The organism is Nonomuraea sp. NPDC051941, assembly GCF_044593615.1.
Genome location: NZ_JBIUCF010000050.1, coordinates 79,248 through 105,015 on the forward strand (window position 1 = coordinate 79,248; position 25,768 = coordinate 105,015).

Below are 25,768 nucleotides of genomic sequence, written 5' to 3' on the forward strand. Positions count from 1 at the left end.
CCGGGCCTATCACTCCGGCGGCTTTTTCCCTGCTCATCGCCGTTATCTGAAGATTTTCGTGATCAGCTCGTGGAGTCGCTCCCGCTCGTCCGCCGTCAGCGGCGCCAGCGTCTCCCGTTCCACGCGCTCCACCAGCGCCCGCCCCCGCTCCAGCGCGTCGCGGCCCGCGGGCGTCAGCGAGACCCGGTAGCGCCGCCGGTCGGCCGGGTCGCGGTCGCGTTCGGCCAGCCCCGCGCCGATCAGCTCGTCCATCAGGCGCACCATGTCGCTCGGATCGAGCCCCAGCCGGCCGCCGATCTCGCGCTGGGCGGCGGGTCCGGAGTCGGCCAGGGTGGCCAGCACGGCGAACTGCCACAGGCTCAGCCCGGCCTCGTCCGCCAGCCGGGCCGCCACGGCGCGGCGGCTCCCCACCCCGACCTTGTGCAGGACGAAGGTCGTGATCGCGAGCAGGGTGGGCGGCAGGTCCATGCCCTTAGTGTAGGTTGTCACCAATAATTGGTAGTTACCCACTATTTTTCGCTGGAGGCCCTCCGATGGACGCGCTCTACCCCCGCCTGCTGGTGCGTGACTTCCCGGCCAGTGCCGCCTTCTACCAGGCCGTGCTGCGCGAGCTGCTCGGCGTCGAGCCGGTGAAGGTCCTGCCCGGATACGCCAACTGGGACATCGAGGGGCAGGCCGGGCTGGTCCTGTTCGGCCGGGACCGGCTCGCGGCCGCCGTCGGCACCGCGGACCTGCCCCAGGCTGCTCAGGACACGGCTCAGAACACGGCTCAGGACACGGCCATGCTGGTCATGAAGGTGGACGACGTCGACGCGGCCGCCGACTGCCTGACCCGCCACGGCGCCACGGTCGTCGCCCCGCCCCAGTACCGTCCCGACTGGGCGCCCACCCTGCGGACCGCGCACCTGCGCGACCCGGAGGGCAACCTCATCGAGCTCCAGTCGTACTGATCATGGAAGATCTTCAGGGGAGATCTTCGGAGGAGGTCTTCACGGGAGGATCGAGTCCACGTAGCCGCCGTCCACCCGCACCGCGCCGCCCGTGGTCGCGGAGGCGAAGGGCGAGCTGAGGTAGACGACCATGTTCGCGATCTCCTCGGGCTCGATCAGGCGCTGCAGCAGCGACTGCGGCCGGTGCTCCCGCATGAACGCCCGCTGCGCCTCCTCCCACGGCAGGTCCTTGTCCACGAGCTGGTAGACGAACTCCTCCACGCCCCCGGTGTGCGTCGGCCCGGCGAGCACCGAGTTGACCGTCACCCCCGTGCCCGCCGCCGCCTTGGCGAAGCCCCGGGAGACGCCCAGCAGCGCGGTCTTCGTCATGCCGTAGTGGATCATCTCGACGGGGATGGCCACGGCGGAGTCGCTGGCGATGTACTGGATCCGCCCCCAGTCGCGCTCGATCATGCCTGGCAGGTACGTACGGGTGAGCCGGACCGCGGCCAGCACGTTGACCTCGAAGTAGCGCCGCCACTCGGCGTCGTCGATCTCGAGCGCGGGCCTGGCCCCGAAGATCCCCAGGTTGTTGACCAGGATGTCCACCTGCGGCAGCGCGTCCAGCACCGCCGCGCAGCCCTCGTCCGAGGTCACGTCGCCTGGAGCCTCGATCAGGTCGCCGACACCGATCTGCTCCATCGCCATCGCGACGGAGTTGGCGGTGCGGCCGTTGATCCCTACGCGGGCCCCCGCCATCACCAGCCCTTCGGCGATGGCCGCCCCGATGCCTTGCGTCGAGCCGGTGACCAGCGCGGTCTTGCCGCTGAGATCGATGCGCACCATGTCATTGTCGGTGATCAGGTGCCGCAGGTCACGCCGGGACACGTGCACGGCGCGCCGGATGCGTAGGCTTGGGGTGGCGTGGAAGGGGCGTGGGTGCACCGGATCATCCTGTGGCTGGTCGTGGCGGGCGCCTTCGTGGCGAGTCTGGTCGTGCCCGGCGACTCCTCCGGCGTGGAGGAGTGCCAGTCGCGTGACACCCGGGTCGTCGCCCCGTACGCCGTCACCGGCTACTGGGTTATCCCCCGCGCCGATCCCTGCGTGACGCGGCGCATGGTCGAGGCCGTCCACGCGATCGGCGGTGACACGCTCATCACGTTCGGGCCGAGGTTCAGCGCCCGCGAGGATCCCGTCTTCGCCGACTGCCTCGTGGACGGGCGGCCGTGCGCCGAGGTGCCCGGGGTCCGTCACGTCTACACGTACGTGACCAGCGAGGAGTTCGGGAAGGGGCTGCTGCGCTGCCCGGGGCTGGACCGGCGGATCGAGAGCCGGGGCCGGATCTTCTACCGGGTCTCGCTGGCCGGGTCCTGCGCGGACCCCGTCCAGGATCTCGTGCTCGTCTCCACGGACGGCGACGGGCTCGGCAACCTGATGACCGAGGCGGCCGCGTACGGGATGACGGTGTTCCCCGGACTGCCCGCCGCGCCGCAGCAGGAGGGCAAGCCGTGGGAGCCCGACAGCGCGCACACCCCCGCGCTGAGCGCCTTCACCGCGCGGGTGCTGGCCGACTACCGGGAGCGGTTCGGGAGGTCGGCGGCGTTCGGCGGGGTCTACCAGTCGTTCGAGCTGGCCATGCGGGGGCGGGGGCCGAAGGATCCGATCATCGAGCTGTACGCGGCCCAGCACGCGGTCGTCGCCGCGGCCCTGCCCGGGAAGAAGATCGTGGTCAGCCCGTACATCGACGCCCGGAGGGGGCGCGGGTTCCCGCCCGGGCAGGTGGAGAAGGGGCTGGCGGACATCGCCGCGACCCGGGCCGGGGCGCCCATGGCCGTCGCCGTGCAGGACGGGCGGGGGACGGGGAAGGTGCCGGTGTACGGGGTTCATGAGGAGGAGGCGCACGTCGCTGCGCGATTGGTGCCGGTGGTCGGGGATGTGAGCAATGCCCGGGCGTACTACGGGTCCACGCGCGACTACATCGAGGCCGCGGCGCGGCGGGTGCCGTCCGGGGTGGAGCTGTGGGTGAACGTGGAGGGGTTCGAGCCGACGCCGGTGGACGGGGAGTGCGGGCGGGTGGATCCGCTGCCGTTGCGCGGGCGTACCACGAAGGGCCGAATCGATACGCAGGTGATGGCGGCGGGGACCTACGCCGGAAAAATCATCTCTTATGGGTGGGACCCGTTCTTCACCTGCCAGGCCCGCTACGACACACCCTCGCTGGCCGACGACATCGTGAACGGCTGGCGGCAGCCGATCATCGTCGGTGGCACCCGCAAGGAGATGAACGGGCGGCAGGGCATCCTCGTCGAGGGCTACAACCTGCGCGGCGGGACGCTCCGCTTCGACCCGCAGGGGGCGGTGGTCAGGCAGGAGTGGTACGGGCGGGGGCGGCTGGAGTCGGCGTGGGCCCCGTACGTACCCACGGGCCCCTGGACCTCGATCATCGCCACGAACGAGACCGGCCACTCCAGCACGAGCGGCTACGCGATCCGTTAGGCCCTTAGGTCAGCCCCTTAGGTCAGTGCCGACACGAGGATGTCGGCCAGCAGGGCGGCCTGGCTGCCGTCCTCGTCCAGGTCGGGGTCGAGGATCGTCACCTCCAGGCCGGCGGCTCCCGGCAGCTGCGCCAGGCCGCGGATCAGCTCGGTGAGCTGCGCGGCGTCGAGCCCGCCCGGGGTGGGGGAGTCCACGGCGGGCAGCACGGACGGGTCGAGGACGTCGGCGTCCACGTGGATCCAGAACCCGTCGAGCTCGTCACGCACCAGCACCTTGCTCGCGTCGTCGAGGGAGATGTCGGTGCCCGGGAGGTGCGCGATGCCGCTGTCCGCGATGTCCCGCAGGTCCTCTTCGTCCCGGACCCCGATCACGATCACGTCCTCGTCCCTGACGTACGGCCGCAGCCCGTCGATGTCCGCCAGGTAGTCGTCACCGCGCCCGGTGATCAGCGCCAGGTCCTCCCCGGCCGCCGCCCCGACGTGCGGGCTGTTGCCCAGGTGCCGGAAGTCGGCGTGCGCGTCCAGGTACGCCACCCCGTACCGCCCGCTCCTGCGCAGGGCGAGGGCGGGGCCGAGCAGGATCGAGCAGTCCCCGCCGAGCAGCACCGGGAACCCTCCCGCCGCCCGGATGCCGGTCACCTTGTCGGCGAGCCTGCGGGCGTACGAGGCGATGGCTGGGCCGTTGCGCACGCCGCTCCCGGGCTCCCATGTGGCGACATAGCGGGGCGGGACCAGCGTCCCCGCGTCGGCGGCGCCGAGCCGCCGCACGAGGCCCGCGTTCCGCAGCGCCCAGGGGGCTTTGTAGCAGCCGGGGATGGTGTCGGGGGCGAGCGGGCGCAGGCCGAGATTGGACGGGGCGTCGAGGATCGTCAGGTGCCTGTCAGGGGTTATTCTGTTCATAGTCGTGACGGTAACAGAGGGGGGATGGATGCGCCAGTTCGCTGAAACGGGTCTTGTGGCACTGGATCTGGCCAACACGTGGGACGAGTACCTGGACGACCCGGAGCGCCTGCCCGACACGGCGGCCCTGCACCGCTTCTGCCACGAACTGCACCTTTCACCGGAGGCGCGGGCGAGAGCGCTGTCGGTGGGGGAGCCGCTCAGTGGTGCGCCGAGCGAGGACTCGGCGGGAACCGGCGGGCCGGACGCGGGGGACCTGCGGGCGGTGCGGGCGGTGCGAGAGCGGCTGCGTGCCGTGCTGTCCTGCGACCCTCCCGATCGGACGCGCGCCCTGGCGGAGTGGGCGGGCGAGCTGCCGATTCGGGTGGCGGTGGAGGACTCGGACGGTGCACCCCGACAACGCCTCACCGCCCCGGAGGGAGCCGACCTGGCCGAACGGCTCGCCGTACGATCCGTCGCCGAGCTGCTCGACCTCGCCGCCACAGGCGATTGGGAACGGCTGCGCCTCTGCGCGGCCGACCCCTGCAAGGACGCATTCGTGGACCACAGCCGCCCGGGCAAGCGCCAGTTCTGCTCGACCCGCTGCGCCAACCGTGCCCACGCCGCCGCCTCCCGCGCCCGCCGCCGCTGAGCCTCGGGCGTACGGCGATATCCCGGCGACCGGCACGTGCACCGGTTCGGCGGTGATTGCCGACCTTGCGCTGGATCTTCTACGGGGGACCGGGATGACGTCGGGCGCGAACGTCTCCATAAGGCCCGCTGGAGGAGGTCGTCTGGTCGCGCCGCGCGCTCATCGCGCTGTCAGGGCGCTTCGCTGGATGTGCAGGGGTGCCATTGGCGCGTTTGACCGGGCTGACGCGGTGCCGGTTTCACGCAGGGCGTGGTGGAGGGGATTCAGGTATCCCAGCTGTGGGCAGTCGGGCTTCAGCTGAGCCGGGATCCTTAATCGAGGAGTTCTTCGGCAGTGGTGGCCTTGAGTGATCGGACGAGCCAGCTCTCAAGGAGGGCGAGATCGGTGCATGCCAGGACTCTCTCCCGGATGGAGTCCGAGACAGGTATGTTGCGCTGCTCCAGGATCTTCAGCACGGACTTCGCTTCGCCACGGGCCTCACCTTCGGCCCGTCCTTCAGCCCGTCCTTCAGCTCGGAGCATCTCTGCGAACTCGGACTTGAATCGATAGTTCTGCATGGCCATCAGAGATCTCCAGATCTGCCGGGCTTTAGTGTTTCCGAGGCCTATTTCCGTTTGTTCGGCGAGGTATGCGGCGGTGTCGGTGTCGACCGCGGTCAGCGCGACGTCCAGGGCCTTCAGTATCGCATTGACCTTGGGTGAACGCGCATGTGTGAGTGCCGAGAACATGGTGAGCACCGCGTCTTCGCACGCTTCGGCCGGGTCGATGATCTGAGGCACATTGTCAGGGCCGAGCGCTATGGGATGGACGATCAAGCACGGGCAGCCGGGCAGGCCGATCCGTTTCGGCTCGCGGGCCCATGTGGCCGTGGCCTCGTCCTGGCAGGTCACGAGGAGCATGGCGGGACAGCGGAACTTGATGTGCGCGTGGCTGAGGTAATAGGCCCAGGCGGACGCCTTGTCGTCGTCTATGCGTGATTGTGACTCGATGATCACCACGGTTTTGGACCCCCACCGGGAGGTGAACATCATCACCGTGTCAGCGCGCCGCTCAATCGGCACTATTTCCGTCATGTCGGTATCGACTACAGCGACCTCGGAAGGGGTCGGGAAGTCGATGTCGAGGATCTTGAAGGCATGAGCGAACAGCTCTGGTTTGTCGCGGAAGATGCGATGGAGTGCCTCATGCTGGGAGGAGGGCATGCGCGGAACGTTATCATTCGATGACTCTAAGTTCAGGCAGATGTGTCGAAGCGCGCACGGTTTGCCTGGGCGAGGGCGGCCCGGTGTTGCGCGAACCGCGCCACGAAGGCGGGTCCGCCTCGCATGAGCCCGGTGACCAGGGGGTGGCCGGGTGCGGCCGTCGGTTCGATTCCGCCGTCGGCTCGCCATCGCCCCAGTTCGGTGCCCTGTCTCCGTCCGGTGGTTGCGGACCGCGTGGTGTGTTGCCGACGTGGGATCCGGTCGCATGCGGGCGTGGGCGCGCGGCGTCCCGGGCAGCGGGAATTGTCGGTCCGGGTCGATAGCTTTCGATCATCCCCCCGACGATGGAGGTTGGTCGATGTATCGACAGGGCGACATCCTGATCATGCCCGTGCCGGAGGAGTCCGCCCCGCGCACGCTGCGGCCGGAGCCGCGGGACGCTCGCGGGCGGCTGGTGCTGGCCTATGGCGAGGCCACCGGACACTGCCACGCGATCCCCGGCCCCGGCACCCTGGCCGGCGGCTTCCTGCACCTGCCCGAAGGCGGGCGGCTCGTGCACGAGGAGCACGCCGCGATCTCGCTGCCCAAGGGCTGGTACAGGGTGATCAGGCAGCGTGAATACGTGCCCGGCTCCTACCGGGTGGTGGCCGACTGATGACGACCTTGACGTGGGAGCAGGTGGCCGTGGCCACCGGGCCGGGCGAGGATCCGGAGGCGGCCGTCCGGCAGGCGTACCGCGAGGCCGGGCTGGCCGAGCCCGAACACGTGCTGGTGCTGCCCTCGCCCGCGGCCGGTGCCGTCGCGGCGGCCTGGCTGACGGGCGGCGACGCGGTGCGCCGCGCCCTGGAGGAGGCCGGGTTGGGGGTCCTGCCGGACCGCTCACCGAGCGGCGGCGGCTCGCCGACCGGGTCACCGAGCGGCGGCGGCTCGCCGACCAGGTCACCGAGTGGGGACGGCTCGTCGGGGGATGGCCGCGCCGTGATGCGCGATCCGCGCGGTGAGAGCGGCTCCGACGAGCAGGAGCCCGGTGACCAGGGCGTTCCAGAGCTGCGTCGGGCGGTGGGTGAGGCGCTCAGGTCGTGGGAGTCGTTCGGGGATCCCGGCCGGTCGGTGCGGGACGCGGTCCGTACGGTGCCGTGGGAGCGGGCCAGGGCGGCCGCCCACGCCGAGCTGGGCCCCGTCGGCTGGGCGGCCTTGTGGGACGAGACCGGCGGACGGCTCTGGCCGCAGGTCAACCGGCTGGTCAACGACATCCGCCGGGGCATCGCCGAGCTCGGCGGCGAGGTCGGCGGGGGCGGCGAGGCTGGTCAGGTCGGTGTGGCGTTGCGCCGGGTGACGCTCGACGCGGTGCTGGGGCAGCACGACGCCCCCTGGCTGTCGGCGTTCGACGGGCTCGACGGGCTCAAGCGGGCGGCCGAGCGCACCGGCTGGTGGTGGCCGTTCGAGCGGCTGGCGATCGTCACGGAGCGCCCCGCCGAGCTGCACCTCGACGAGGTGGGGCGGCTGCATCGGGCGGTCGGCCCGGCCCTGTCCTACTCCGACGGGTTCGCGTTGCACGCCTGGCACGGCATGCCCGTTCCCGCCGACTTCGGCGCCGCGATGCGCGAGCTGACCGTCGAGCGGATCCGCGAAGAGGAGAACGCCGAGCTGCGCCGGGCCATGCTGGAGCACTTCGGCCTCGACCGCTACCTGGCCGAGTCGGGGGCCAAGCCGGTGCACTCCGACGAGACAGGCGTCCTGTGGCGGGTGGAGCTCTCCGACGACGAACCGCTGGCCATGGTGGAGGTCGTCAACTCCACGCCCGAGCCCGACGGCACCAGCCGCACCTACTTCCTGCGGGTGCCGCCGTGGGTGGAGCGGGCGCGGGAGGGCGTCGCGTGGACGTTCGGGGTCACTGAGGAGGACTACCGGCCCGAGCGCGAGACCTGAGGTCAGGGCCAGACCGCCGGGATGCGTTCGAGGATGCCGCCGGTGAAGACGTCGTAGAGGCCGAGCGGCTCCAGATGCACGTAGCCGATGTGGCAGTCGCAGGCCGCGGCGGGGCAGGGCCGGGGCCGCAGCGCCGCGCGGTAGGAGCCGTCGTACAGGTTGCCCAGCACCTCCGGGATGAAGTGGCAGCGGCGCACGGTGCCGTCGCCGTTCACCGAGATCACGCTGTCGCCCGTCCGGCACGGCAGCCCGGCGCTCCGGTGCGGGAAGCGGCTTACGCGGAAGAGCGGGTCGATCGCCGACCATTCGGCCGCCTCCTCATCGGTGTAGAGGCGGCCCTCCTCGGCGTTCACCCACACGTACGTCTGCGCGGGCAGGTCTGACCGCAGCCGCCGCGCGTCCGGCAGGTGCGCGGGGTCGCCGACGATGCCGACGCTGTGGCGCACCGGCAGCGAGCGGAGCTTGCCCAGGAAGCGGTCGTACGTGACCTGCGTCGGGTGATACGTCACCCACAGCGCGGCCCGGTCCGACGCCTCGGCGAGCCAGCCGGTACGGCAGCTCAGGTTCGTCTGGATGGCGACCTTGGCGACGTTGGGCAGCCAGGAGAGCTCCACGAGGGCCCGGCGGTACCACGACCTGACCAGGCCCTCACCCCACGGCGTGAACAGCACCGACACCTCGAACGGCTGCTCGCCCACCCAGCCCGCGAACCGCTCCAGCGCCTCCCGGTCGGCCCGCAACTGCTCGGGGCTGTCGCGCCGCTTGGCGAACGGGCAGTAGGCGCAGTCGTAGTCGCAGCTCGCGAGGGGCCCGCGATAGAGGATGGTCAGCACGCCGCGTACCCCTCCATGAGCCTCCTGACCTCGGGCGAGAAGAGGGCGGGCCCGATCGCGTCGGAGTAGGCCAGCCCCTCCGGCGTCAGCCGGACCGTCGCCGGGTCCGCCAGCAGCCACTCGCCGAACTCGTCCAGGGCGAAGTCGGCCAGCACGTCTCCGCCGAACCGCTCCGCGTACAGCCGCCGCGAGAGCCCGTCGCCCTGCAGCAGCGACTGGATGAGGTGGCGCCGCTTGCGCTCCTCGAGCGACAGGGAGAAGCCCACGTTGGCCACGTCGAACTCGTCCTGCCGCACGTAGTCGTCGATGATCGAGCGCACGTGCCGCGCCCCCACGGCGTACTCGAACGAGTAGTGGAGCTCGCTCGTGTACGAGCGCGCCCCGCACCCCAGCCCTACCATCCCGTCGGTCTGGCAGCAGTAGCCGATGGTCGAACCCGTGCCGGGCAGCCGGAACATCCGCATCGAAACCTGCTCGTACCCGGCGGCCAGCAGGTGCTCGCGCCCGGCCCAGTACAGTTCGAGCCGCTGGTCGTCCCATGCCCGGCCCTGCTTGCCGAGCCCCGTCAGCGGCCGGACGTAGAGCGGGTACAGGTACAGCTCCTCGGGCCGCCACCCGAGCGCGGTGTCCAGCGAGTACAGCCACGACTCCGGCGTCTGCCCGTCGATGCCGTAGATCAGGTCGATGTTGAGCACCGGCACGCCCGAGGCCCTGATCGCGTTGAGGGCCGCGTCCACCTCGGCCCGCTTCTGCGGGCGTACGGCGGAGCGGGCCTCGGCGTCGACGAAGCTCTGCACGCCGATCGAGACGCGGGACGTGCCGCGCTCGGCCAGGACGGACAGGCGGTCGGGGGTCGCGGTGGCGGGGGAGGTCTCCACCGAAAGCGGGATCCGGGCGAGATCCACCCCCATCGTGCGCTCGGTCAGGTCGAACAGCCGGGTCAGCTCGCGAGCACTGAGGTACGTCGGCGTCCCGCCACCGAACGCGGCCGTGGTGAACGCGGTCTCCTCCAGCGCGTCCCGTACCTGGACGGCCTGCCGCTCCAGCGCGTCGAGGTAGGCCGCGACCAGCTCCTCCGGGGCGCCGGTGCGGGTGAAAAGGTTGCAGAAGCCGCAGCGCATCTCGCAGAACGGGATGTGTACGTACAACGCGCCCGGCCGTTCCCCGGCCCACACCTCCTTGAGCCGTGGTCGCGGATCGAGCGGCCGGTAGGCGGTCTTGTGCGGATAGGCGTAGACGTAACCCTCATAAGGCCGCATTGCTCTCCAGAACGAACTCGGTGTAGGGGACCGTCCAGACCACCTCGTGGCCGATCCGGTGGCCGACGTGGCCGTCCTCGCCGTACGCCGTGCCGTGGTCGGAACAGACGATCACCAGGCAGGGACGGCGGCGGCGCATCAGCGCGTAGAGGCGTCCGATGTGCCGATCGACGTACCGCAGCGCCGCCGCATGGCTCTCCAGCGAGTCTCCGACGGCTCCCGGCAGGTAGAAGTGGTTCGGCTGGTGCAGGGCCGACACGTTGACGAACAGGAAGACCGGTTCGCACCGGTCGGCCAGCACCTCCTCGGCGCGGTCGATCTGGCGCTCCAGCGACGACGGGTTCGTCACGCCGAAGGCCGGCTCCCAGTGGCTCTCGGCGAACAGGCTCGGCAGCGTGGACCCGAGCGGGGTCAGCTTGTTGAAGAAGCCGACGCCGCCGACGCACACCGTGTGGTAGCCGGCCCGCGCGAGGCCGGCGGGCAGGTCGGGCGCGTCGAACACCCACGTGCGCCCCCCGGTGGTCTCACTGCCCGGAAACGTGGCCGCGAACAGCCGGGGATGCGGCCCCGGGGTCACCGGAGTGGGCAGGAACCCGGCGAACATGGCGGCGTGGGCGGCGTACGTGAAGCTGCCCGGGCTGTGCCGCCGCTCCCAGGACGCGCCGGGCGGTAGGAGGTTCGGCAGCAGCCCGGCGGCCTCGAGCGCGACCGCGACGTCGTGGCGGAGCGTGTCGAGAGTGACGAGGAGGATGTCGTGGCTCCCCACGATCCCGTTCATGTCGAACGCCGGCTCGCCTGTGCTCACCACGCCTCCGCCAGGACCGCGCGTACCTGCTCGGCGTACGTGTCCCGCCCGCTCCCCGCGAGATCCCCCAACCCCGGCAGCAGATCCCCGAACGCGTTCACCTCGGCCACCGCCACCGACCGCCAATCCGCTCCCACCATGACGTCCACCCCCGTGCTGAGGCTCCGGGGAAAGCAGGCCGCCGCCCGCGAGCACGCCTCCAGCACCCGCTCCCACAGGTCCGGCCGCGACCGTACGGCGTCCAGATCACCCCGCGACCCGCCGAGGTGCAGGTTGGTCATCGGGCTGCGGCCGGCCCGCAGCACCGCGTGCGTCGGGACCCCGGCCACGGTCACCACCCGCAGGTCGAACACCCTCCCGCCGGTGGACGCCTTCGGAAACCACCGCTCGACGTGCAGCCCGTCGCCGGCGAGGAAGTCGACGATCCGCCGCACGTCACCGGCGGAGGTGTACGTGCGCACCCGCAGCGAGTTGCACAGCACCCCGTCGACCCAGGCCGCCGACGTGACGGCCCGCACCCGGTCGCCGTGCGCCTGGAACGCGATCACCCCGGACGCCGACGAACCGTGCGCGGGCTTGACGAACACCCGGGACCAGCCCCGGCGCTCCATCTCCGCCCGCAGCCCGTCGTACGAACCGGCCTCGAACGCGGGCGGCACCGGCACCCCCGCCCCGGCCAGCACGGCGTGGCAGCGCCGCTTGTCGAACATCACCGCGATCTCCTCGACGTCGCCGAGCAGCCGCACACCCGGGATGGCGGCCACCCGCGACAGCCCCGCCGTGAACGCCTTGAACCAGGCCGCCCCGCCACCGACCCGCGCGGGATCCCCGGGCCCGCGCAGCAGCTCGTCGGCCCCGGCGTCCTCGCCCGGTGAGTCCACCCGCAGCAACGAACCCTCGGGCGCGCCGATCTCCCGCCCGGCCAGCACGTCCCGCCACGGGATCACGTGGGGCTCCGCCAGCCCGGCGGCCACCGCGGCGTCCCGGAACATCGTCACCCGCCGATCCCCGGGCGTCCCGACCACGGCGAACCGCACGCCACTCACTCCGTCACGGCCACGTAGCCCGTGCCCGGGCCGGACAGGTCGACGTCGACGCCCGGCAGCACCGCGGTCAGGCGGGCCCTCATCTCGAGGCCGATGTCGTGGTGAGAGAGGTCCAGCCGGCGCAGGTGGGTGAGCGGCTGGCCGCTGAGCAGCGCCTCCGCCCCGGCGTCGGTGAGCCCGCCCATCGCCAGGCTCAGCGTCTCGAGCCCGGCCACGATCGGCGCGGACGCCACGGCGGCGGCCAGTTCGTCCTGGATCTGACTGTTCTGCAACCCGAGATGGCGCAGCCGGGGCAACCGCTCGCCGCGCAGGATCCCGGCGACGTCACCGACCGTGGCTTCACCCCCGTACATGTCGACCCCGAACCACATGTCGAGGTGCTCCAGCGCGGGCAGGTCGCACGCGCCGACCCCGCGGACCGCCTCTCCCGGCAGCCCTCCCGTCTCGAACCGCAGCACCTTCAGCGCTTCGTGCCGCGCCGGTGAGAACCGCAGACGGGTGCCGCCGCGCACCTCCAGCCGCTCCAGCTTCGGGTACTCCTCCAGCAGCGGCGCGACGTCCGACTGCTGGATCCAGGAGATCTCGCAGTCCTCCGGCGACATGGCGCCCAGGAAGAGCGAGCGCAGCGCGGGCAGCCTGCCGGCCTCGTCGACCAGCCGCCGGACGATGTGGCCGCTGTCGGTGTCGTAGGGCTCCTCCCACCCGCCGATCACGATGGCGGTGACCTGCGGGGTGTCGACGTGCTCGAAGAACCAGTCGAAGCACTCGGCGATGTGGTCGGGGAGGCCGTCGTCGTAGGTGTCGGCGCTGAGCCGCCAGGCCGCGGACCCGGCCTCGGGCAGCTTCTCGTCGTCGCCCTGCCACGGCACCTCGGCCACCGGCAGACCGACGTAGCTCTGGTCGTAGCGGTTGTAGTGGCTGGGCTGCTCGTCGAACTCCCGCATCACTCGTCCACCGCCACGTAACGCCACGTCTCGCCGTCCTCTTCGTCCACGTCCGGCTCCTCGTTGTCGGACACGTCGACCTCCACCCCGGGCAGGGCCTCGGTCACCCGCCGCATCATCTCGTCGGACATGTAGTGGTGGTGCAGGTCGAGCACGCGCAGATGGGTCAGCGGCTGGCCGCTGAGCAGCGCCTCCGCCCCGGCGTCGGTGAGCACGCCCATCGACAGGCGCAGCGTCTCGAGCCTGGCCACGATCGGCGCGGTGGCCACGGCGGCGGCGAGCTCGTCCTGGATCTCGCTGTCCTGCAGCCCCAGATGACGCAGCGCGGGCAGCCGCTCACCCCTGAGGATGGGGTCGACGTCGGGGACGTTGCCGTCGCCGCCGTACTCGGGGACGCCCAGCCAGAGCTCCAGGTGCTCCAGCGCGGGCAGGTCGCTGGCGGCCACGGCGCGGACCAGCGAGCCGTCCAGGCCGCCCGACTCGAACCGCAGCTTCTTCAGCGCCTCGTGCCGCACCGGCCGCATCCGGAGCCCGGCGCCGCCGCGCACCTCCAGCCGTTCAAGCTTCGGGTACGCCTCCAGCAGCGGCGTGATGTCGGACTGCTGGATCCAGGAGATCTCGGACTCCTCCGACGAGATCGCGCCGAGGAAGAGCGAGCGCAGCTCGGGCAACCTGCCGGCCTCGTCGGCCAGGCGGCGGACGATGGACGCGCTGCTGTCGCTGTAGCAGTCTTCCCACGCGCCGATCACGATGGCCGTGACCTTCGCGGTGTCGACGTGCGCGAAGAACCGGTCGAAGCACTCGGCGATGCGGCTGCCGTCCCAGCCGGCGCTGAGCCGCCACGCCACGGGACCGGCGTCGGGCCACGGCCCGTCCTCGTCCCCGGGCACCTCGGCCACGGGCAGGCCGGCGTAGGTGCCGGTGTAGCGGTCCGAGCAGCTCGGATTGTCGTCGTCGGTCACGGATGATCCTCGGGTCGGGGGGCCTGACGCGTCCTGTCCTACCAGAACCTGCCGACACTTCCGTCCCACCGGCTATGGTGCGCCGTACCCGATTTGATCTAGGAGCGCGCCGATGAACGTGCGGGAGCCCGACTGGGCGTACGTGGCCCGGTCCCTCATCAAGGTCCTGGCCGTCACCATGGCGCTGTACCTGGCCTTGAGCGCGGTCGACCGGCTTCTGTGGTTGTTCGTCGACGACGATCGGACGGCCTTGGTGTACGGCACCGCCGCCCGCGTCGCGAACCCGGACAAACGCCTGTCGGACGGTCACGACGACGCCGGATGGCTGCTGAACACCACCTACACCCTGCAGGGCGAGCCACGCCTGGCCGGTCCCAGCGGTGGGGGGAAAGAGTACGAGATCGTCCCGAACTGGTTCGGCACCGTCCGGGCCCCCTCCCTCGACGGGCCGTCCGGCAGCTTCTCCTACGCGATCTCCGTCCTGGAGGCGGACCCCGAAGTCGTCCCGGCAGACGTTCGGAAGACCATCGACGCGCTTCCCCAGACGCTCGATGCGGTCGCGGTCGTGCAGTTCGCGAAGCCGATGACCAGCGAGCGGCTCATCGCCTTCAACCGCAGGCACAAGATCTGCGGAGGACGGGACGTCTCCTACGTCTACGCGCCGTCCTGGTCCGACTACGACGACTCCAGCAACGATCCCCCGTTGAACGCGGTCGTCTGGAACCGCGACATGACCGAGGACCTCATCCAGGGCGAACTCACCTATCAGTGCGAGACCGAGCCCGAGCCGGCGCTGGCGGAGTTCCGCAGGTGGGTCGGGCAGCTCGACGAGGGATACGACCTCAGCGCGTTCATGCTGGACTATGGGTGGCTCGACGGGGCGGCCAAGGAAGGCCTCGTGTACGGGCTTGTCGTAGACAGCTGGGAACTCGCCGACGTGCGCAAACTCCTGGACGACTCGGAGGTGCGAACGGTCCGGCTCGCCGATGTCGCCTTCGACCTCGACGGGGATGAGTAGCGTGAAGGTGTATGTCCTGTGGCATGTCCATCATGTCGCGGTAGACGAAGCCGGAAACGTTCCGCACTTCGACAATGGCGAATTCTCGAACGTTTCGACCCTAGACGCCTGCCCCGCACAGGGAAATACGTGCTTTGGCGCGCTGACTAAACAGGCGGATTCTGTCAGAACAGAACTATGCGGGTTAGGATTACTTGCTGGTTCTTCCTGTCGATCCGATACTCCGCGATGCCATACCCTTTAGGTATCAAGATCTCCCTCCAATCGAGATCGGCACCGACTTGCTCGCTTCCAGCCAGCCATGGGTCCTCACAGATCGCGACCGTGAGTGCCGCCACCGTCGAGAAAACCTCCGCTGAGACCGACGGGTCAGCAAGCGTGTCAGCCACGATCTCTGAAGGCACAACAGGCCATAGATCGTCGTCCTCGCTCACCGGGTGCCGCTCTCCCGCCGTCGACGGAGGACCTCATCCATGGTCATGGTCGGCAGGGTTCCGGCTTCGGCCGCCGCGCGTACCCGATCCCGGTCGGGATCGGTGTCGAGCATCGCGCGACCCCACCAAGCGGTCAAGACCCCGTCTAGCTCAGGGCCCTGCTGAGCTTCCAGAAGCTCGGCGAAGAACTGAGCGCGGCGGCTTCCGCGCAGCGCGTTGGAGATGCCGCCGATCGTCTTCGGCACTCTCGGATGGTCTACCGGGCCACTGCCAACGGGCTGAGCACTCATGACACCGCCTTTCATGGTCTTCAGGGTACGACGTGAACGCGATTGCTCGCAGAGTTCCTGCAGCACGGGCGAACTCCTCCCCTATCGATGTCATATTCAGCGAGGAACCATGCGGCCCAGCCGATCCGAGGCCATCATCCGCTGGGCCACCACCGCCGGCCTGGCCCGCCGCCTCACCCGCGGAAACTCCACTACACACCAGCAGCGGTACGTCCTTGACCGGCCGACCTACCAGCCCTCCTGAACCCGCGCTCAGTCGTCAGCGGCGACCAGGAGCGACAAGATCTTGGCGGGGCGGTCGATGAAGACCAGCTCGTGAAAGTCGATATGAACCCCACCCCAGTCGTGAAAGGCCTCATGACCGAGATCTGAGAGCCGGTATCTCTCCGTGGCTCCTGCGACCAGCGGATGAACCTCGTGCTCCAGCCGGGCGGACAGAGCCACAGGAAGAGGGCCGGACTGTGCCGCCCAGTCGCGCAGCATGGCGTTCGCGCTCATCTCGTCCATGCGCACGTATGCGGCCGGGCTCACGTTCCGCAGCCAGTAGGGGCCATGGCGAAGCCCATCGGCCTCGACTCCCCCTCCGGCATAGTCGTCCCGGAACTGCTCATGGCCGATCAGCTCCGTCAGTATGTGGGTATCGCCGACATCCGAGTGAGACACACCGAAGCGCTTGATGCCGACCCAGCGACGTGCGTGATCCTCGAAGAGGAACTCACGAAAGTTGATGAATGTCTGATCTAGATACGTGAGCGCCTCTTGCACGCCTCAACGGTAAGGGCATGCTTCAGGTGAATGATCGCATCGGTATCCCGCCTCCGGCGGCAGAAATGTGGGGAAGTGGTGTTCGGCTGGCATGGATGTGGTTACGGTCGGGCTGAGGCCTGATCGTCCGTGACCTGGGCTATGAAGCGTCTCAGCGCGTACGGATTCCGGATCACATGCAGCTTCGCATCACCTGCGTGAGTCGCGACCGCCGTGAGGAGAAGCGGTCGGCTCCGGCGTCGGTAGGCCCATACCCACAACCAGAAGTCGGCGCGTTCCCGAGAGCGTCGGATCGCTCGCCAGGCGCAGCGCCAGAACGAGAAGTCCAGCAGGATGACGGTGTCCGCCGCTTGGAGTCGCACGTCCAAGACGTCGTAGGGACCGAGGTCGCCGTCCATGATCCAAGTCTCGGCCCGGACGAGTTCACCTTGGATGGCAGCCCACTGGTCGGGAGGGGTCGCTTCAAGATCTGGTCGCCAGAAGTGCTTGTCCAGCTCGATGACGGGGAGTCCGGTGATTGTGCCCAGACGGGCTGCGAGGGTCGACTTTCCTGAACCGCCACGCCCCAGGATCACGACTCGTTTCATGGCCGTCATGGTTCCAGGCTGGTTCCCAGGACGTACAACCATTAACGGAGCGGTGGCGTCGGGCCTTTGGACGGGGAGGGGGCGGGGATCGCACACCAGCGGCTCAGGCAGATCGTGGTGCGCGGGTGGATTCTGTGCTCGGCGGGTGAGCCGTGATTCGCGAGCAGTTCGCCCATTTCGTACGTGATCTTCCTGGCCGCCTTCCCGGTATGGTCGCGATCCTGGGTGTTGTAGATCTACGATCCAGGGCCACTGGTTCGACCCTAGATCCGCCCGCCCGCATAGGGAAATACGTGCTTCGGCGCGCTGACCCGGCTATTCCTTCTCGGTCGTGTTGCCGAGCGTCCACAAGGATGCCATGGGGAGCGCGCGCAGCCTCTCGCCGAAAGGCAGGACCTGTTCGCCGGTATAGAGGACGAACCCAGCGCGAAATCTTGCTCCGAGCCTGTCGGCCAGGTGGCGCAGTCCACGGAAGTCGTCGCCTCGGACGGTTTCGGCGGCTTTGATCTCAATGCCGATCACTTCGCCGGATGCGTGCTCCAGGACGATGTCCACCTCCACTTTGTCGCGGTCTCGGTAGTGGAACAGCTGGACGGGTTCGTTGGCCCAGGTGAGCTGACGTGCCACCTCACCGATCGCGAAATTCTCGAGCAGTGGGCCAACGGGGGCGGTGACGTCTCTGGCGCGTTCGGGTGACATGCCGATGAGCCGGCCGCCGAGTCCGCTGTCTGTGACGAGCAGCTTGGGCGTGGAGATGGCGCGGCGAGTGAGATTCGACGACCAGGCCGGTATGCGTTTGATCACGAAGACCAGTTCCAGGAGGTCCAAATAGCGGGAAAGCGTCATCCGAGGGAGACCCACGTCGCCGGCGATCGACTGGACCACCGCCAGTCCTCCCATCCGGGCCGCTATGACGCTGAGAAGCCTGCGCATCTCTGCCGGACGCTCGATGTCGGAGATCTGACGGACGTCTCTGGTGATCAGATCAGTTATGTAGGAGTCGAAGAACCTGTTGCGCCGGCGTCCCGGGTCCCGCCGGACCGCCTCCGGGTAGCCGCCGCGCAGCGCCCTGTCCACGTAGTCAGGCTTACGCAGCGAGCAGGGATGCATGGAAACGTCGGCGCCATGTGTGAAGACGTAATCCACGAAGCCGTCCGGAGCGCTGTCGATCTCCCCCTGGGACAGTGGCCACAACTCGATGGTCTCCGTCCTGCCCGGCAGGGCGTCTGGCAGATCGCGTAGGTCCAGTAGGCGTGCGGAACCGGTGAGGAGATAACGGCCTGCTCGCGGATCCCGATCAACCTCGTGCTTGATCGGCAGGAGTAGTTGCGGGGCACGCTGGATCTCATCGATCAGCAGAAGTGCGTCGTGCCGGACGAAGTCGACGGGATCCTCTTCGGCTGCGGCCAGGATCGCAGGGTCATCCAGGTAGAGCTGGCGGGCGTTGTCCACCTGGCTGGCGATCAAGCTCGCCAGCGTGCTCTTTCCAACTTGCCGAGCGCCATTGACGACGACCACCCGCGTGTCCGCCAGTGCTTCCAGGGTCATGGCTTGGGCGCGGCGAGAGAACAGAGCTGGCTGTGTCACACTGACGGAGATTACCGGAGGTCAACCGGTTGTATGGGCAGTTTGCCGCTAGCTATGTGGGCGTTCTGCCGAACATTACGTGGGCGTTCTGCCGCATGATGCGTGGGCGTTCTGCCGATGCCTGTGTGGGCGCTTTGCCGAAGAGTCTCCCAGCGAAGTGTTCAGGTCACCCGCCCACCGCCAGCGGGGATCAGTGTCAAACGGGCTCGCGAACCCGCGAGCAGGGCATGCCAAGCTGTACCTGCGCTGGATCCCGCGCCACACATATGTGTGGACCCGCCCCTGGAGGCCCTCCGAGGCTCCAGGGGCGGGTCCACTGTGTAACAGGTCCAGGAGTTCACGAGCCGGATGTCCCATTCACGACCCCTTTGGCCGACGCTGTCACTCTTCGACGACCGGAACACGCAGGCGAAGCCTGCGCCTTGACGAGGGCGTCTGAGCGAAGCGAAGCCCTACAGGGGTCGGGGCTTGGCCCGACTGGAAGCATCGCCTGAGCCCCGTGCGCGAAGCGCCCCCTTGCGAAGACCATGCGCGCCGTCAGGCGCGCCCCAGGAAGGCGACCGAGCGGTAGCGAGGACCGCTCAGGGCGGGGTCCAGCAGGCCCACCCGGTGACCGGGCAACGGGTGGGTGGCGCCGCGTAACCTACTGCTTACCCGAAGAGGGTGCGCCCCCAGTAGTCGCCGGCGTCGCGGACCCCGGGTGGGCAGGCGAACAGGCCGCTGGAGACGTGTTTGATGTACTCGTTGAGGGCGTCGTTCTTGGCCAGGTTCATCTGTACCGGGACGAACTGCTTGCGCGGGTCGCGCTGGTAGGCGATGAAGAACAGGCCCGCGTCCAGGCGGCCGAGGCCGTCGGAGCCGTCCACGAAGTTGTAGCCGCGGCGCAGCAGGTGCGCGTTGCCGTTGGAGGTCGGGTGGGCGAGCCGTACGTGTGCGTCGTCCTTGATGTTCGGCTGCCCGTCGGCCCCCTTGGACGCGAAGTCCACCGGGTCGAACTCGGCCTTCTTGCCCAGCGGAGCCCCCTCGCCCTTGTCCCGGCCGAAGATCTGCTCCTGCTCCACGAGCGACGTGCGGTCCCAGGTCTCGATCGCCATCCGGATCTTCCTGGTCACCATGTACGAGCCGCCCGCCATCCAGTCGCTGCCGTCCTGCGCGGCGGCCCACAGCTGGTCGCGGAGCAGGGCGGCGTCCTCCAGCTTGAGGTTGTTGGTGCCGTCCTTGAAGCCCATCAGGTTGCGCGGGGTCGTCTGGGAGCGGGACGTGGACGACGTACGGCCGAAGCCGAGCTGCGACCAGCGTACGGAGACCTTGCCGAAGCCGATCCTGGCCAGGTTGCGGATGGCGTGCACGGCGACCTGGGGGTCGTGGGCGCACGCCTGCACGCAGATGTCCCCACCGGAAATTTCCGGGATGAGCTGCTCTCCCGGAAATTTCGGCAAGTCGGCGAGAGCGGCCGGCCGCTTGTCCTTCAGTCCGAAGCGCTCGTCGAACAGCGACGCCCCGAACCCGATCGTCAGCGTCAGCCCAGACGCGGGCAGCCCCAGCGCCTCGCCCGTGTCGTCGGGCGCGGCCTCCGGCGCGCCGCCCACCGCACCGTACGACCCCGCCTCCTTGCCCTGCGTGAGCCGCGCGGCCGCCGCCGTCCACTCCTGCAGCAGCTCGACCAGCTCGGCGCGCTTGTCCGTGGTGACGTCGAACGCCACGAAGTGCAGCCGGTCCTGCGCCGGAGTGACGATGCCCGACTGGTGCTCGCCATAGAAGGGGAACGGGTCGGAGGTCGAGGAGGCGTGCGCGACCGGCGCCTCCTCGAAGAGTGTGTTCGCGGCCACGACACCGGCCCCGACCACGGCGGCGCCCGCGGCTCCCAGCCCGAACAGCCCCCTGCGGCTCACCCGCTGGCTCATTGCCGTCACCTCCCGCTACTTGGTGATGACCGGCGCGATCTTGCTGATCGGCTCGGCCAGCGCGTTGATCGCGTCCGACAAGGTCTTCAGCTCGGCCTTGGACAGCTCGTTGTGCAGCTGCCAGCCGTCGCCCTTCTGATGCGCGTTCAGCGCCGCCTCGGCCGCCGTGAACTTCTCGTCCAGCGTCTTGACCAGGTCGGGAGCCCGATCCTCCAGCACCGGCCTGAGCGACTGCACGGCCGCCTTGGAGCCTTCGAGGTTGGCGTCGAAGTCCCACAGGTCGGTGTGCGACCAGATGTCCTCCTCGCCGGTGATCTTGCCGGTGGCCACCTCGTCGAGCAGTTCCTTGGCGCCGTTGGCCAGGTTCAGGGGGGTCAGCTCGGCGGCGTTCGACTTGTCCACGATCGTCTTGACGTCGGCGATCAGCTTGTCCGCGATGGCGCCGTCCTTGCTGATGTCCTTCTTGATCCACAGGTCCTTCTCGATCCTGTGGAAGCCGGTCCACTCCTCGCCGTCGGCCAGGTCCGCCTCGCGGGCGTCGATGGCCGGGTCGAGGTCGCCGAAGATCTCGGCCACCGGCTCGATGCGCTCCCAGTACGTACGGGCGACCGGGAACAGCTCCTTGGCCTGGTCGATCTTCCCGCCCTTGACCGCGTCCACGAACTCCTGCGTCTTGACCAGCAGCGTGTCGCTCTGCGACTTGATGTAGCGCTTGTAGCTGGCGACCGCGTCGGCGAGCTTGGCGTCCTCGGTGAGCGCCTTGTGCTCGCCGGTCACCTTGAACGCGTTGCGGATGCCCTTGCCGACCATGCCGGGCTTGCACGCGGTCTCGTACGCGCCCGCCGGCAGTTCGGCGATGAGCTCTCTGGTCAGCCCGGGAACGATGTTCTCGACCTCGGCCATGACCCGGTCACCGGGGGCGAACACGTAGAACTCGGTCACCTTGGTGCCGCCGTTCGTGATCGTGAACGTCGTGGTGCCCGCCGCGACCTCGGACGCGCCGACCTTGCACTCCGTGTCGGACGCCGCCACGGTGATCTTGCCCGGCTTGGCGGGGGCGGAGCCGGAGGCGGGGGAGGCGGCGGGGGTGTTGCCCGAGCCGCAGGCGGCCAGCGTCGCCAGGGCGAGCGCCCCGAAGGACAGGCGGATGGGGGTGCGCATGATGCTCCTGTTCAGGCCGCGGAGGAAGCGGGCGACGGCGTGGACTTCACCCGCGTGTTGCGCAGGAAGAAGAAAAGGGTGGGGACGAGGTAGCAGGCCCAGGCGATGACCTCGGCGACGCTGGGCTGGGGCGTGATGTTCAACATGCCCGACAGCAGGGTGCCGTACCAGGAGTCGGCGGGGATGACGCTGCTGATGTCGAAGGCGTACGTGCTCAGGCCGGGCAGGATGTTGGCCTCCTGCAGGTCGTGCACGCCGTACTTGAAGATGCCCGCGGCCACGAGGATCAGCAGCAGCCCCGTCCAGGTGAAGAACTTGGTGAGGTTGATCTTCACGGCGCTGCGGTAGAGGCCCCAGCCGATGAGTACGGAGGTGAGCAACCCCAGGCTGATGCCGATGAGCGGCTCCGGCGTGGTGACGGCGCCCTGCACGGAGGCGAAGAACAGGATCGCCGTCTCCAGCCCCTCGCGGGCGACGGCGAGGAACGCCATCACGACCACCGCGATCGAGCCGAGCTCCAGCGCGTCGGAGAGCTTGCCCCGCAGCTCGCCGGAGAGCGCGCGGGCCGCCCGCCGCATCCAGAAGATCATCCAGGTGACGAACACGACGGCGAGCAGCGAGGTGATCGCGTCGAACAGCTCCTGCCCCGTGTGTCCCAGATGGGCGGCGGTGAACGTCAGCAGTGCCCCGAACCCCACGGACAGCGCGACGGCCGCGCCGACTCCCGTCCACACTTGCGGGAGCTTGTCCTTGCGGTCACTTTTGACCAGGAAGGCGACCAGGACTGAGACGACGAGTGCCGCCTCGAGACCTTCGCGCAGTCCGATGAGGTAACTGGCGAGCACCGTCACTCCCGTTTGCTGAGGTTTTGCTTGGCATTCCCTGAGGAAAGGCTTACCTAAATTAGGGCAAGCGAAGCATACCTAGCGCAAGAGCTGGAAGCGACAGTGTGCGGCGAGTCACGTTCGCAGGTGGAAGGTGATCACCCCTTCGTCGCGCCCGCGGTGAGACCGCCGACCAGGTGACGTTCCGCGACGGCGTAGAACCCGAGCGCGGGCACCATGGCCAGGACGAGATAGGCCAGGATGCGGGCGGTGTCGGAGGCGTACTGGCCCTGGAACTGCTGGATGCCCAGCGGCAGCGTCCAGCTCGACTCCTCGCTGAAGACCACGAGCGGCAGCATGAAGTTGTTCCAGCTCCCCACGATGGCCAGCACCGAGACGGTGGCGATCGCGGGCCTGGCCATCGGCAGCAGGATCCGCCAGAAGAAGCCGAACGGGCTGCAGCCGTCGATGATGGCCGCCTCCTCGATCTCGCCCGGGATGCCGCGGAAGAAGCCGCGCAGAATGATGATCGTCAGCGGCAGGCCGAAGGCCGCCTGCGTGAGGATCACGCCGAGCGGGTTGCCCAGCAGCCCGAACGTGCGCAGCAGCACGAAGATCGGCAGGATGGCCACCGCGAACGGGAACATCAGCCCGGCCGTGAACAGCGTGAAGAACAGCTCCCTGCCGCGGAAGGCGAACCTGGCGAAGACGAACCCCGCCAGCGCCGACACCCCGACGGTCAGCACGGTCGTCACGACCGCGATGAACGTGCTGTTCCACAGCTGCAGCCAGAACGAGCCGGAGCCGATCACGTCGGTGTAGTTGTCCGTCGCCCAGGTGCTGGGCAGGCCGAACGGGTTGGTGGACAGCTCGCTGGTGGACTTGAAGCCGCCGATCAGCGCGTACACCACCGGGATGATGATGAACAGGCCGACGATCCACGCGATCAGATGCAGCGGCAGGGTGTTGCGCCGCGGCGAGGACTTCTTCCGATGGATCATCGGCGCTCTCCCATCGAGGTGGTCGCGCCCTCAAGGTCGCGGCGCATCACGAACCGCTGGTAGACGAGGGCGAAGACGAGGCTGAGCGCGAACATCACGACGCTGATCGCGCTGGCGTAGCCGACCTGGGAGCGCTTGAAGCCCCAGTCCATCATCGTGACGGCCATCGTCTCGGACGAGTGCGACGGCCCGCCCTGGGTGAGGATCCACACCAGGTCGAAGAGCTGGATCGTGTAGATGACGGCCAGGAAGACGCTGATCCGGATCGTCGGCCCGAGCAGCGGCAGCGTGATGTGCCGGAACGTCTTCCAGCTCGTGGCCCCGTCGATCTGGGCGGCCTCGATGAGCTCGTTCGGGATGGCCTGCCGCCCGGCGAGATAGATCATCATGTGGAAGCCGAAATATTTCCACGTCATGACCAGGAAGAGCGACGGCATCACGGTGTCGGGGTCGGCCAGCCACTCCGAGTCGAGCCCGAACACCGACAGGAACTGGTTCGCCATGCCGGACTCGGGCGAGAGGATCATCGAGAACAGCACGCCGGTGATGACCTCGGAGAGCACGTACGGCGCGAAGAACACCACCCGGTACAGCGCCCGCCCGCGGATGCGCTGGTTCAGCAGCATCGCAATGGCCAGCGAGAACGGGAGCTGTACGCAGACCGACAGCAGCACGAGGACCAGCAGGTGCCACAGGTCCTGGCCGAAAATTTCGGTGCCGAAGAGCCGGGTGAAGTTGTCGAGCCCGATGAAGTTGGTCGGCAGGCCGCCGAAACCGTTCCACCTGAACAGGCTGGCGTAGAACGCCACGAGGATGGGTGCGACGACCAGCAGCAGGAAGAGGACCAGGGCGGGCAGCAGGAACAGGGCGATGGTCACCCAGCGGCCGCGCCGCCTGGCGGCAGGGGCGGGGGCCGGAAGCGTGACCGCCTCCGGCCCCTTGAGGAGGGTCGTCATCCTTCGCTCTTGGCCACTTCGGTGATGGCCTTGCCGACTTCCTCCGGCGTCTTCGTACCGGCGATGAGCTCGGCCACGCTGTCGTTGACCTGCTGGCCGACGGCGGGTGGGTAGGCCTGGTCGAGGTAGAGCTGGTAGCCGCCGGCCGCGGCCAGCTGGGTCGCCACCTGCTTGAGGTTGGGGTCGGTGACCGCGCTCTCCTCGCCCTTGAGCACCGGCAGCACGCCGCCGGCCGCCACGGCCTTGGAGTGGTTGTCCATCTCGGTCATGAACTTCACGAACTGCACGGCCTCCGCGGGGGCGTCCGCGCCCACGGCCAGGCCGCCGCCACCGCCGAACGCGTCGGAGATCGAGCCCTTGCCGCCCTCGACCGCGGGGAAGGGGAAGAAGCCCAGGTCGTCGCCGAGGCCCTTGCCGGCGTCCTTCTGCACGGCGGGCGCCCACTGGCCCATCAGCTCCATGGCGGCCTTGCCGTTCGCCACGGTGGCCGCCTGGCCGTCCGGGGTGCCGTACCCCGCGCCGAGGAAGCCCTTCTGGAACGGCTGCAGGTCCGCCAGCGCCTTGACCTGCTGTCCGGCGGCCACGAAGTCGGGCTTGGTGAAGTCGTGGTCGACGGCCGCCTGCTTGAGCGCGTCGAGGCCGGCGATGCGCATCGCGAGGTAGGCCCAGTAGTAGTGGCCCGGCCACTTCTCCTTGCCGGCCAGGGCGATCGGGGTGACGCCCGCCGCCTTGAGCTTCTTGACGTCCTCGAGGAACGCCGACCACGTAGCGGGCGGCTGCGTGACGCCGGCCTTGGCGAAGAGTTTCTTGTTGTACCAGAAGCCGACCAGGCCGATGTCGGTCGGGAGCCCGTACGTCTTGCCGTCGACCTGGTACGCGCTCAGCGCGGCCGGCGTGAAGCTGGGCAGGACGTCGGCGACGTCGGAGGAGATGTCCTTGACCAGCCCGGCGTCGATCTGCTGCTTGAGCACGCCGCCGCCCCACGTGGCGAACAGGTCGGGAGCCTTGCCGGACTGCGTGATCGTGGTCAGCTTGGCCTTGTACGCGTCGTTCTCCAGAACGGTCGCCTTGATGGTGACGTTGGGATGCTTGGCCTCGAAGTCCTTGGCCCGCTGCGCCCAGAGGGACTTGAGCGGCTCCGCGGTCGACAGGTGCCACCATTCAAGAGTGACCTTGGCGGCCGAGCCGCTCTGCTGAGGAGCCGTGCTGCTCCCCCCACCGCCCCCACCGCCGCAGCCGGTTATGAGCACTGCGGTCGCGATCAACACCAGACTGCGTTTCATCAGGGGTCCTTCCCTCAGACTGG

Annotated in this window: 28 protein-coding genes; 7 read left to right on the forward strand and 21 right to left on the reverse strand. The window is 69.1% G+C overall.

Annotated features, from left to right (window positions below):
- Positions 1-42: 42 nt before the first annotated feature.
- Complete coding sequence (locus tag ACIHFD_RS53555) at positions 43-489, reverse strand: MarR family winged helix-turn-helix transcriptional regulator (RefSeq protein ID WP_364244386.1); 447 nt, start codon at positions 487-489, stop codon at positions 43-45.
- 44 nt (positions 490-533) lie between these two features.
- On the opposite strand from ACIHFD_RS53555, the gene ACIHFD_RS53560 reads away from it, so the two are divergent.
- A complete protein-coding gene (locus ACIHFD_RS53560) occupies positions 534-950 on the forward strand; it encodes a VOC family protein (RefSeq protein WP_397373470.1) in 417 nt (138 codons plus the stop codon).
- Positions 951-989: 39 nt separating this feature from the next.
- Here the strand turns inward: ACIHFD_RS53560 and ACIHFD_RS53565 are convergent, their stop codons facing one another.
- A complete protein-coding gene (locus ACIHFD_RS53565; RefSeq protein ID WP_397373498.1) occupies positions 990-1,772 on the reverse strand; it encodes an SDR family NAD(P)-dependent oxidoreductase in 783 nt (260 codons plus the stop codon).
- 96 nt (positions 1,773-1,868) lie between these two features.
- Here ACIHFD_RS53565 and ACIHFD_RS53570 point away from each other — a divergent pair, with 96 nt between their 5' ends.
- A complete protein-coding gene (locus ACIHFD_RS53570) occupies positions 1,869-3,425 on the forward strand; it encodes a DUF4434 domain-containing protein (RefSeq protein WP_397373471.1) in 1,557 nt (518 codons plus the stop codon).
- Between the two features lie 17 nt (positions 3,426-3,442).
- Here ACIHFD_RS53570 and ACIHFD_RS53575 read toward each other — a convergent pair whose 3' ends face one another.
- On the reverse strand, positions 3,443-4,324 hold the full coding sequence (locus ACIHFD_RS53575) for an arginase family protein (RefSeq protein WP_397373472.1): 882 nt from the start codon (positions 4,322-4,324) through the stop codon (positions 3,443-3,445).
- A 28-nt stretch (positions 4,325-4,352) separates the two neighbouring features.
- Between ACIHFD_RS53575 and ACIHFD_RS53580 the strand changes: the two genes are divergently transcribed.
- Positions 4,353-4,955 carry a CGNR zinc finger domain-containing protein gene (locus ACIHFD_RS53580; protein ID WP_397373473.1) on the forward strand — a complete coding sequence of 201 codons (603 nt, stop codon included), beginning with the start codon at positions 4,353-4,355 and terminating at the stop codon, positions 4,953-4,955.
- A gap of 311 nt (positions 4,956-5,266) precedes the next feature.
- On the opposite strand, the gene ACIHFD_RS53585 is transcribed toward ACIHFD_RS53580, so the two are convergent.
- Positions 5,267-6,157: a hypothetical protein gene (locus ACIHFD_RS53585; RefSeq protein ID WP_397373474.1), complete on the reverse strand. Its 891-nt coding sequence runs from the start codon at positions 6,155-6,157 to the stop codon at positions 5,267-5,269.
- Positions 6,158-6,515: 358 nt separating this feature from the next.
- On the opposite strand from ACIHFD_RS53585, the gene ACIHFD_RS53590 reads away from it, so the two are divergent.
- On the forward strand, positions 6,516-6,812 hold the full coding sequence (locus ACIHFD_RS53590; RefSeq protein ID WP_350728630.1) for a hypothetical protein: 297 nt from the start codon (positions 6,516-6,518) through the stop codon (positions 6,810-6,812).
- Positions 6,812-8,086, forward strand: a complete 1,275-nt coding sequence (locus tag ACIHFD_RS53595) for a DUF6745 domain-containing protein (protein WP_397373475.1) — start codon at positions 6,812-6,814, stop codon at positions 8,084-8,086. Before ACIHFD_RS53590 ends, ACIHFD_RS53595 begins: the two co-directional genes overlap by 1 nt.
- Positions 8,087-8,088: 2 nt before the next feature.
- Here ACIHFD_RS53595 and ACIHFD_RS53600 read toward each other — a convergent pair whose 3' ends face one another.
- The 6 genes from ACIHFD_RS53600 to ACIHFD_RS53625 are packed head-to-tail and all read right to left on the reverse strand — an operon-like array spanning position 8,089 to position 13,935.
- Complete coding sequence (locus ACIHFD_RS53600; RefSeq protein WP_397373476.1) at positions 8,089-8,919, reverse strand: STM4011 family radical SAM protein; 831 nt, start codon at positions 8,917-8,919, stop codon at positions 8,089-8,091.
- Positions 8,913-10,178 (reverse strand): STM4012 family radical SAM protein, encoded by a 1,266-nt coding sequence (locus ACIHFD_RS53605; protein ID WP_397373477.1) that lies wholly within the window; start codon positions 10,176-10,178, stop codon positions 8,913-8,915. Before ACIHFD_RS53605 ends, ACIHFD_RS53600 begins: the two co-directional genes overlap by 7 nt.
- A complete protein-coding gene (locus ACIHFD_RS53610) occupies positions 10,165-10,956 on the reverse strand; it encodes an STM4013/SEN3800 family hydrolase (RefSeq protein WP_397373499.1) in 792 nt (263 codons plus the stop codon). Before ACIHFD_RS53610 ends, ACIHFD_RS53605 begins: the two co-directional genes overlap by 14 nt.
- 23 nt (positions 10,957-10,979) lie before the next feature.
- On the reverse strand, positions 10,980-12,020 hold the full coding sequence (locus ACIHFD_RS53615; RefSeq protein WP_397373478.1) for an STM4014 family protein: 1,041 nt from the start codon (positions 12,018-12,020) through the stop codon (positions 10,980-10,982).
- Positions 12,021-12,025: 5 nt separating this feature from the next.
- The gene (locus ACIHFD_RS53620; RefSeq protein WP_397373479.1) at positions 12,026-12,973 is read right to left on the reverse strand and encodes an STM4015 family protein; all 948 of its coding nucleotides are present in this window, start codon (positions 12,971-12,973) and stop codon (positions 12,026-12,028) included.
- Positions 12,973-13,935 carry an STM4015 family protein gene (locus tag ACIHFD_RS53625; RefSeq protein ID WP_397373480.1) on the reverse strand — a complete coding sequence of 321 codons (963 nt, stop codon included), beginning with the start codon at positions 13,933-13,935 and terminating at the stop codon, positions 12,973-12,975. Before ACIHFD_RS53625 ends, ACIHFD_RS53620 begins: the two co-directional genes overlap by 1 nt.
- Positions 13,936-14,047: 112 nt before the next feature.
- On the opposite strand from ACIHFD_RS53625, the gene ACIHFD_RS53630 reads away from it, so the two are divergent.
- The gene (locus ACIHFD_RS53630; RefSeq protein WP_397373481.1) at positions 14,048-14,953 is read left to right on the forward strand and encodes a hypothetical protein; all 906 of its coding nucleotides are present in this window, start codon (positions 14,048-14,050) and stop codon (positions 14,951-14,953) included.
- A gap of 164 nt (positions 14,954-15,117) precedes the next feature.
- Here ACIHFD_RS53630 and ACIHFD_RS53635 read toward each other — a convergent pair whose 3' ends face one another.
- Together ACIHFD_RS53635 and ACIHFD_RS53640 are read right to left on the reverse strand one after the other, a co-directional pair.
- Positions 15,118-15,387, reverse strand: a complete 270-nt coding sequence (locus ACIHFD_RS53635; RefSeq protein ID WP_350728638.1) for a hypothetical protein — start codon at positions 15,385-15,387, stop codon at positions 15,118-15,120.
- The gene (locus tag ACIHFD_RS53640; protein WP_363962687.1) at positions 15,384-15,743 is read right to left on the reverse strand and encodes a hypothetical protein; all 360 of its coding nucleotides are present in this window, start codon (positions 15,741-15,743) and stop codon (positions 15,384-15,386) included. The genes ACIHFD_RS53635 and ACIHFD_RS53640 overlap by 4 nt, the downstream gene beginning before the upstream one ends.
- A 43-nt stretch (positions 15,744-15,786) precedes the next feature.
- On the opposite strand from ACIHFD_RS53640, the gene ACIHFD_RS53645 reads away from it, so the two are divergent.
- Entirely contained in the window at positions 15,787-15,921 is a 135-nt protein-coding gene (locus ACIHFD_RS53645; RefSeq protein ID WP_397373482.1) for a hypothetical protein, read from the forward strand.
- 8 nt (positions 15,922-15,929) lie between these two features.
- On the opposite strand, the gene ACIHFD_RS53650 is transcribed toward ACIHFD_RS53645, so the two are convergent.
- From ACIHFD_RS53650 to ACIHFD_RS53690, 9 genes are all read right to left on the reverse strand, one after another.
- Positions 15,930-16,442: a hypothetical protein gene (locus ACIHFD_RS53650; RefSeq protein ID WP_397373483.1), complete on the reverse strand. Its 513-nt coding sequence runs from the start codon at positions 16,440-16,442 to the stop codon at positions 15,930-15,932.
- Between the two features lie 101 nt (positions 16,443-16,543).
- A complete protein-coding gene (locus ACIHFD_RS53655) occupies positions 16,544-17,038 on the reverse strand; it encodes a hypothetical protein (protein WP_397373484.1) in 495 nt (164 codons plus the stop codon).
- A 306-nt stretch (positions 17,039-17,344) separates the two neighbouring features.
- Positions 17,345-18,577, reverse strand: coding sequence for an ATP-binding protein (locus tag ACIHFD_RS53660; RefSeq protein ID WP_397373485.1), 1,233 nt, complete (start codon positions 18,575-18,577; stop codon positions 17,345-17,347).
- 689 nt (positions 18,578-19,266) lie between these two features.
- Positions 19,267-20,520 carry an iron uptake transporter deferrochelatase/peroxidase subunit gene (efeB, locus tag ACIHFD_RS53665; protein WP_397373486.1) on the reverse strand — a complete coding sequence of 418 codons (1,254 nt, stop codon included), beginning with the start codon at positions 20,518-20,520 and terminating at the stop codon, positions 19,267-19,269.
- Positions 20,521-20,535: 15 nt separating this feature from the next.
- Positions 20,536-21,681 (reverse strand): iron uptake system protein EfeO, encoded by a 1,146-nt coding sequence (gene efeO, locus ACIHFD_RS53670; protein ID WP_397373487.1) that lies wholly within the window; start codon positions 21,679-21,681, stop codon positions 20,536-20,538.
- Positions 21,682-21,692: 11 nt separating this feature from the next.
- Positions 21,693-22,526 (reverse strand): iron uptake transporter permease EfeU, encoded by an 834-nt coding sequence (gene efeU, locus ACIHFD_RS53675; protein WP_350728642.1) that lies wholly within the window; start codon positions 22,524-22,526, stop codon positions 21,693-21,695.
- A gap of 137 nt (positions 22,527-22,663) precedes the next feature.
- Entirely contained in the window at positions 22,664-23,506 is an 843-nt protein-coding gene (locus ACIHFD_RS53680; protein WP_397373488.1) for a carbohydrate ABC transporter permease, read from the reverse strand.
- Positions 23,503-24,462: a carbohydrate ABC transporter permease gene (locus ACIHFD_RS53685; protein ID WP_397373489.1), complete on the reverse strand. Its 960-nt coding sequence runs from the start codon at positions 24,460-24,462 to the stop codon at positions 23,503-23,505. Before ACIHFD_RS53685 ends, ACIHFD_RS53680 begins: the two co-directional genes overlap by 4 nt.
- Positions 24,459-25,745 (reverse strand): extracellular solute-binding protein, encoded by a 1,287-nt coding sequence (locus ACIHFD_RS53690; protein ID WP_397373490.1) that lies wholly within the window; start codon positions 25,743-25,745, stop codon positions 24,459-24,461. The genes ACIHFD_RS53685 and ACIHFD_RS53690 overlap by 4 nt, the downstream gene beginning before the upstream one ends.
- Between the last annotated feature and the right edge of the window lie 23 nt (positions 25,746-25,768).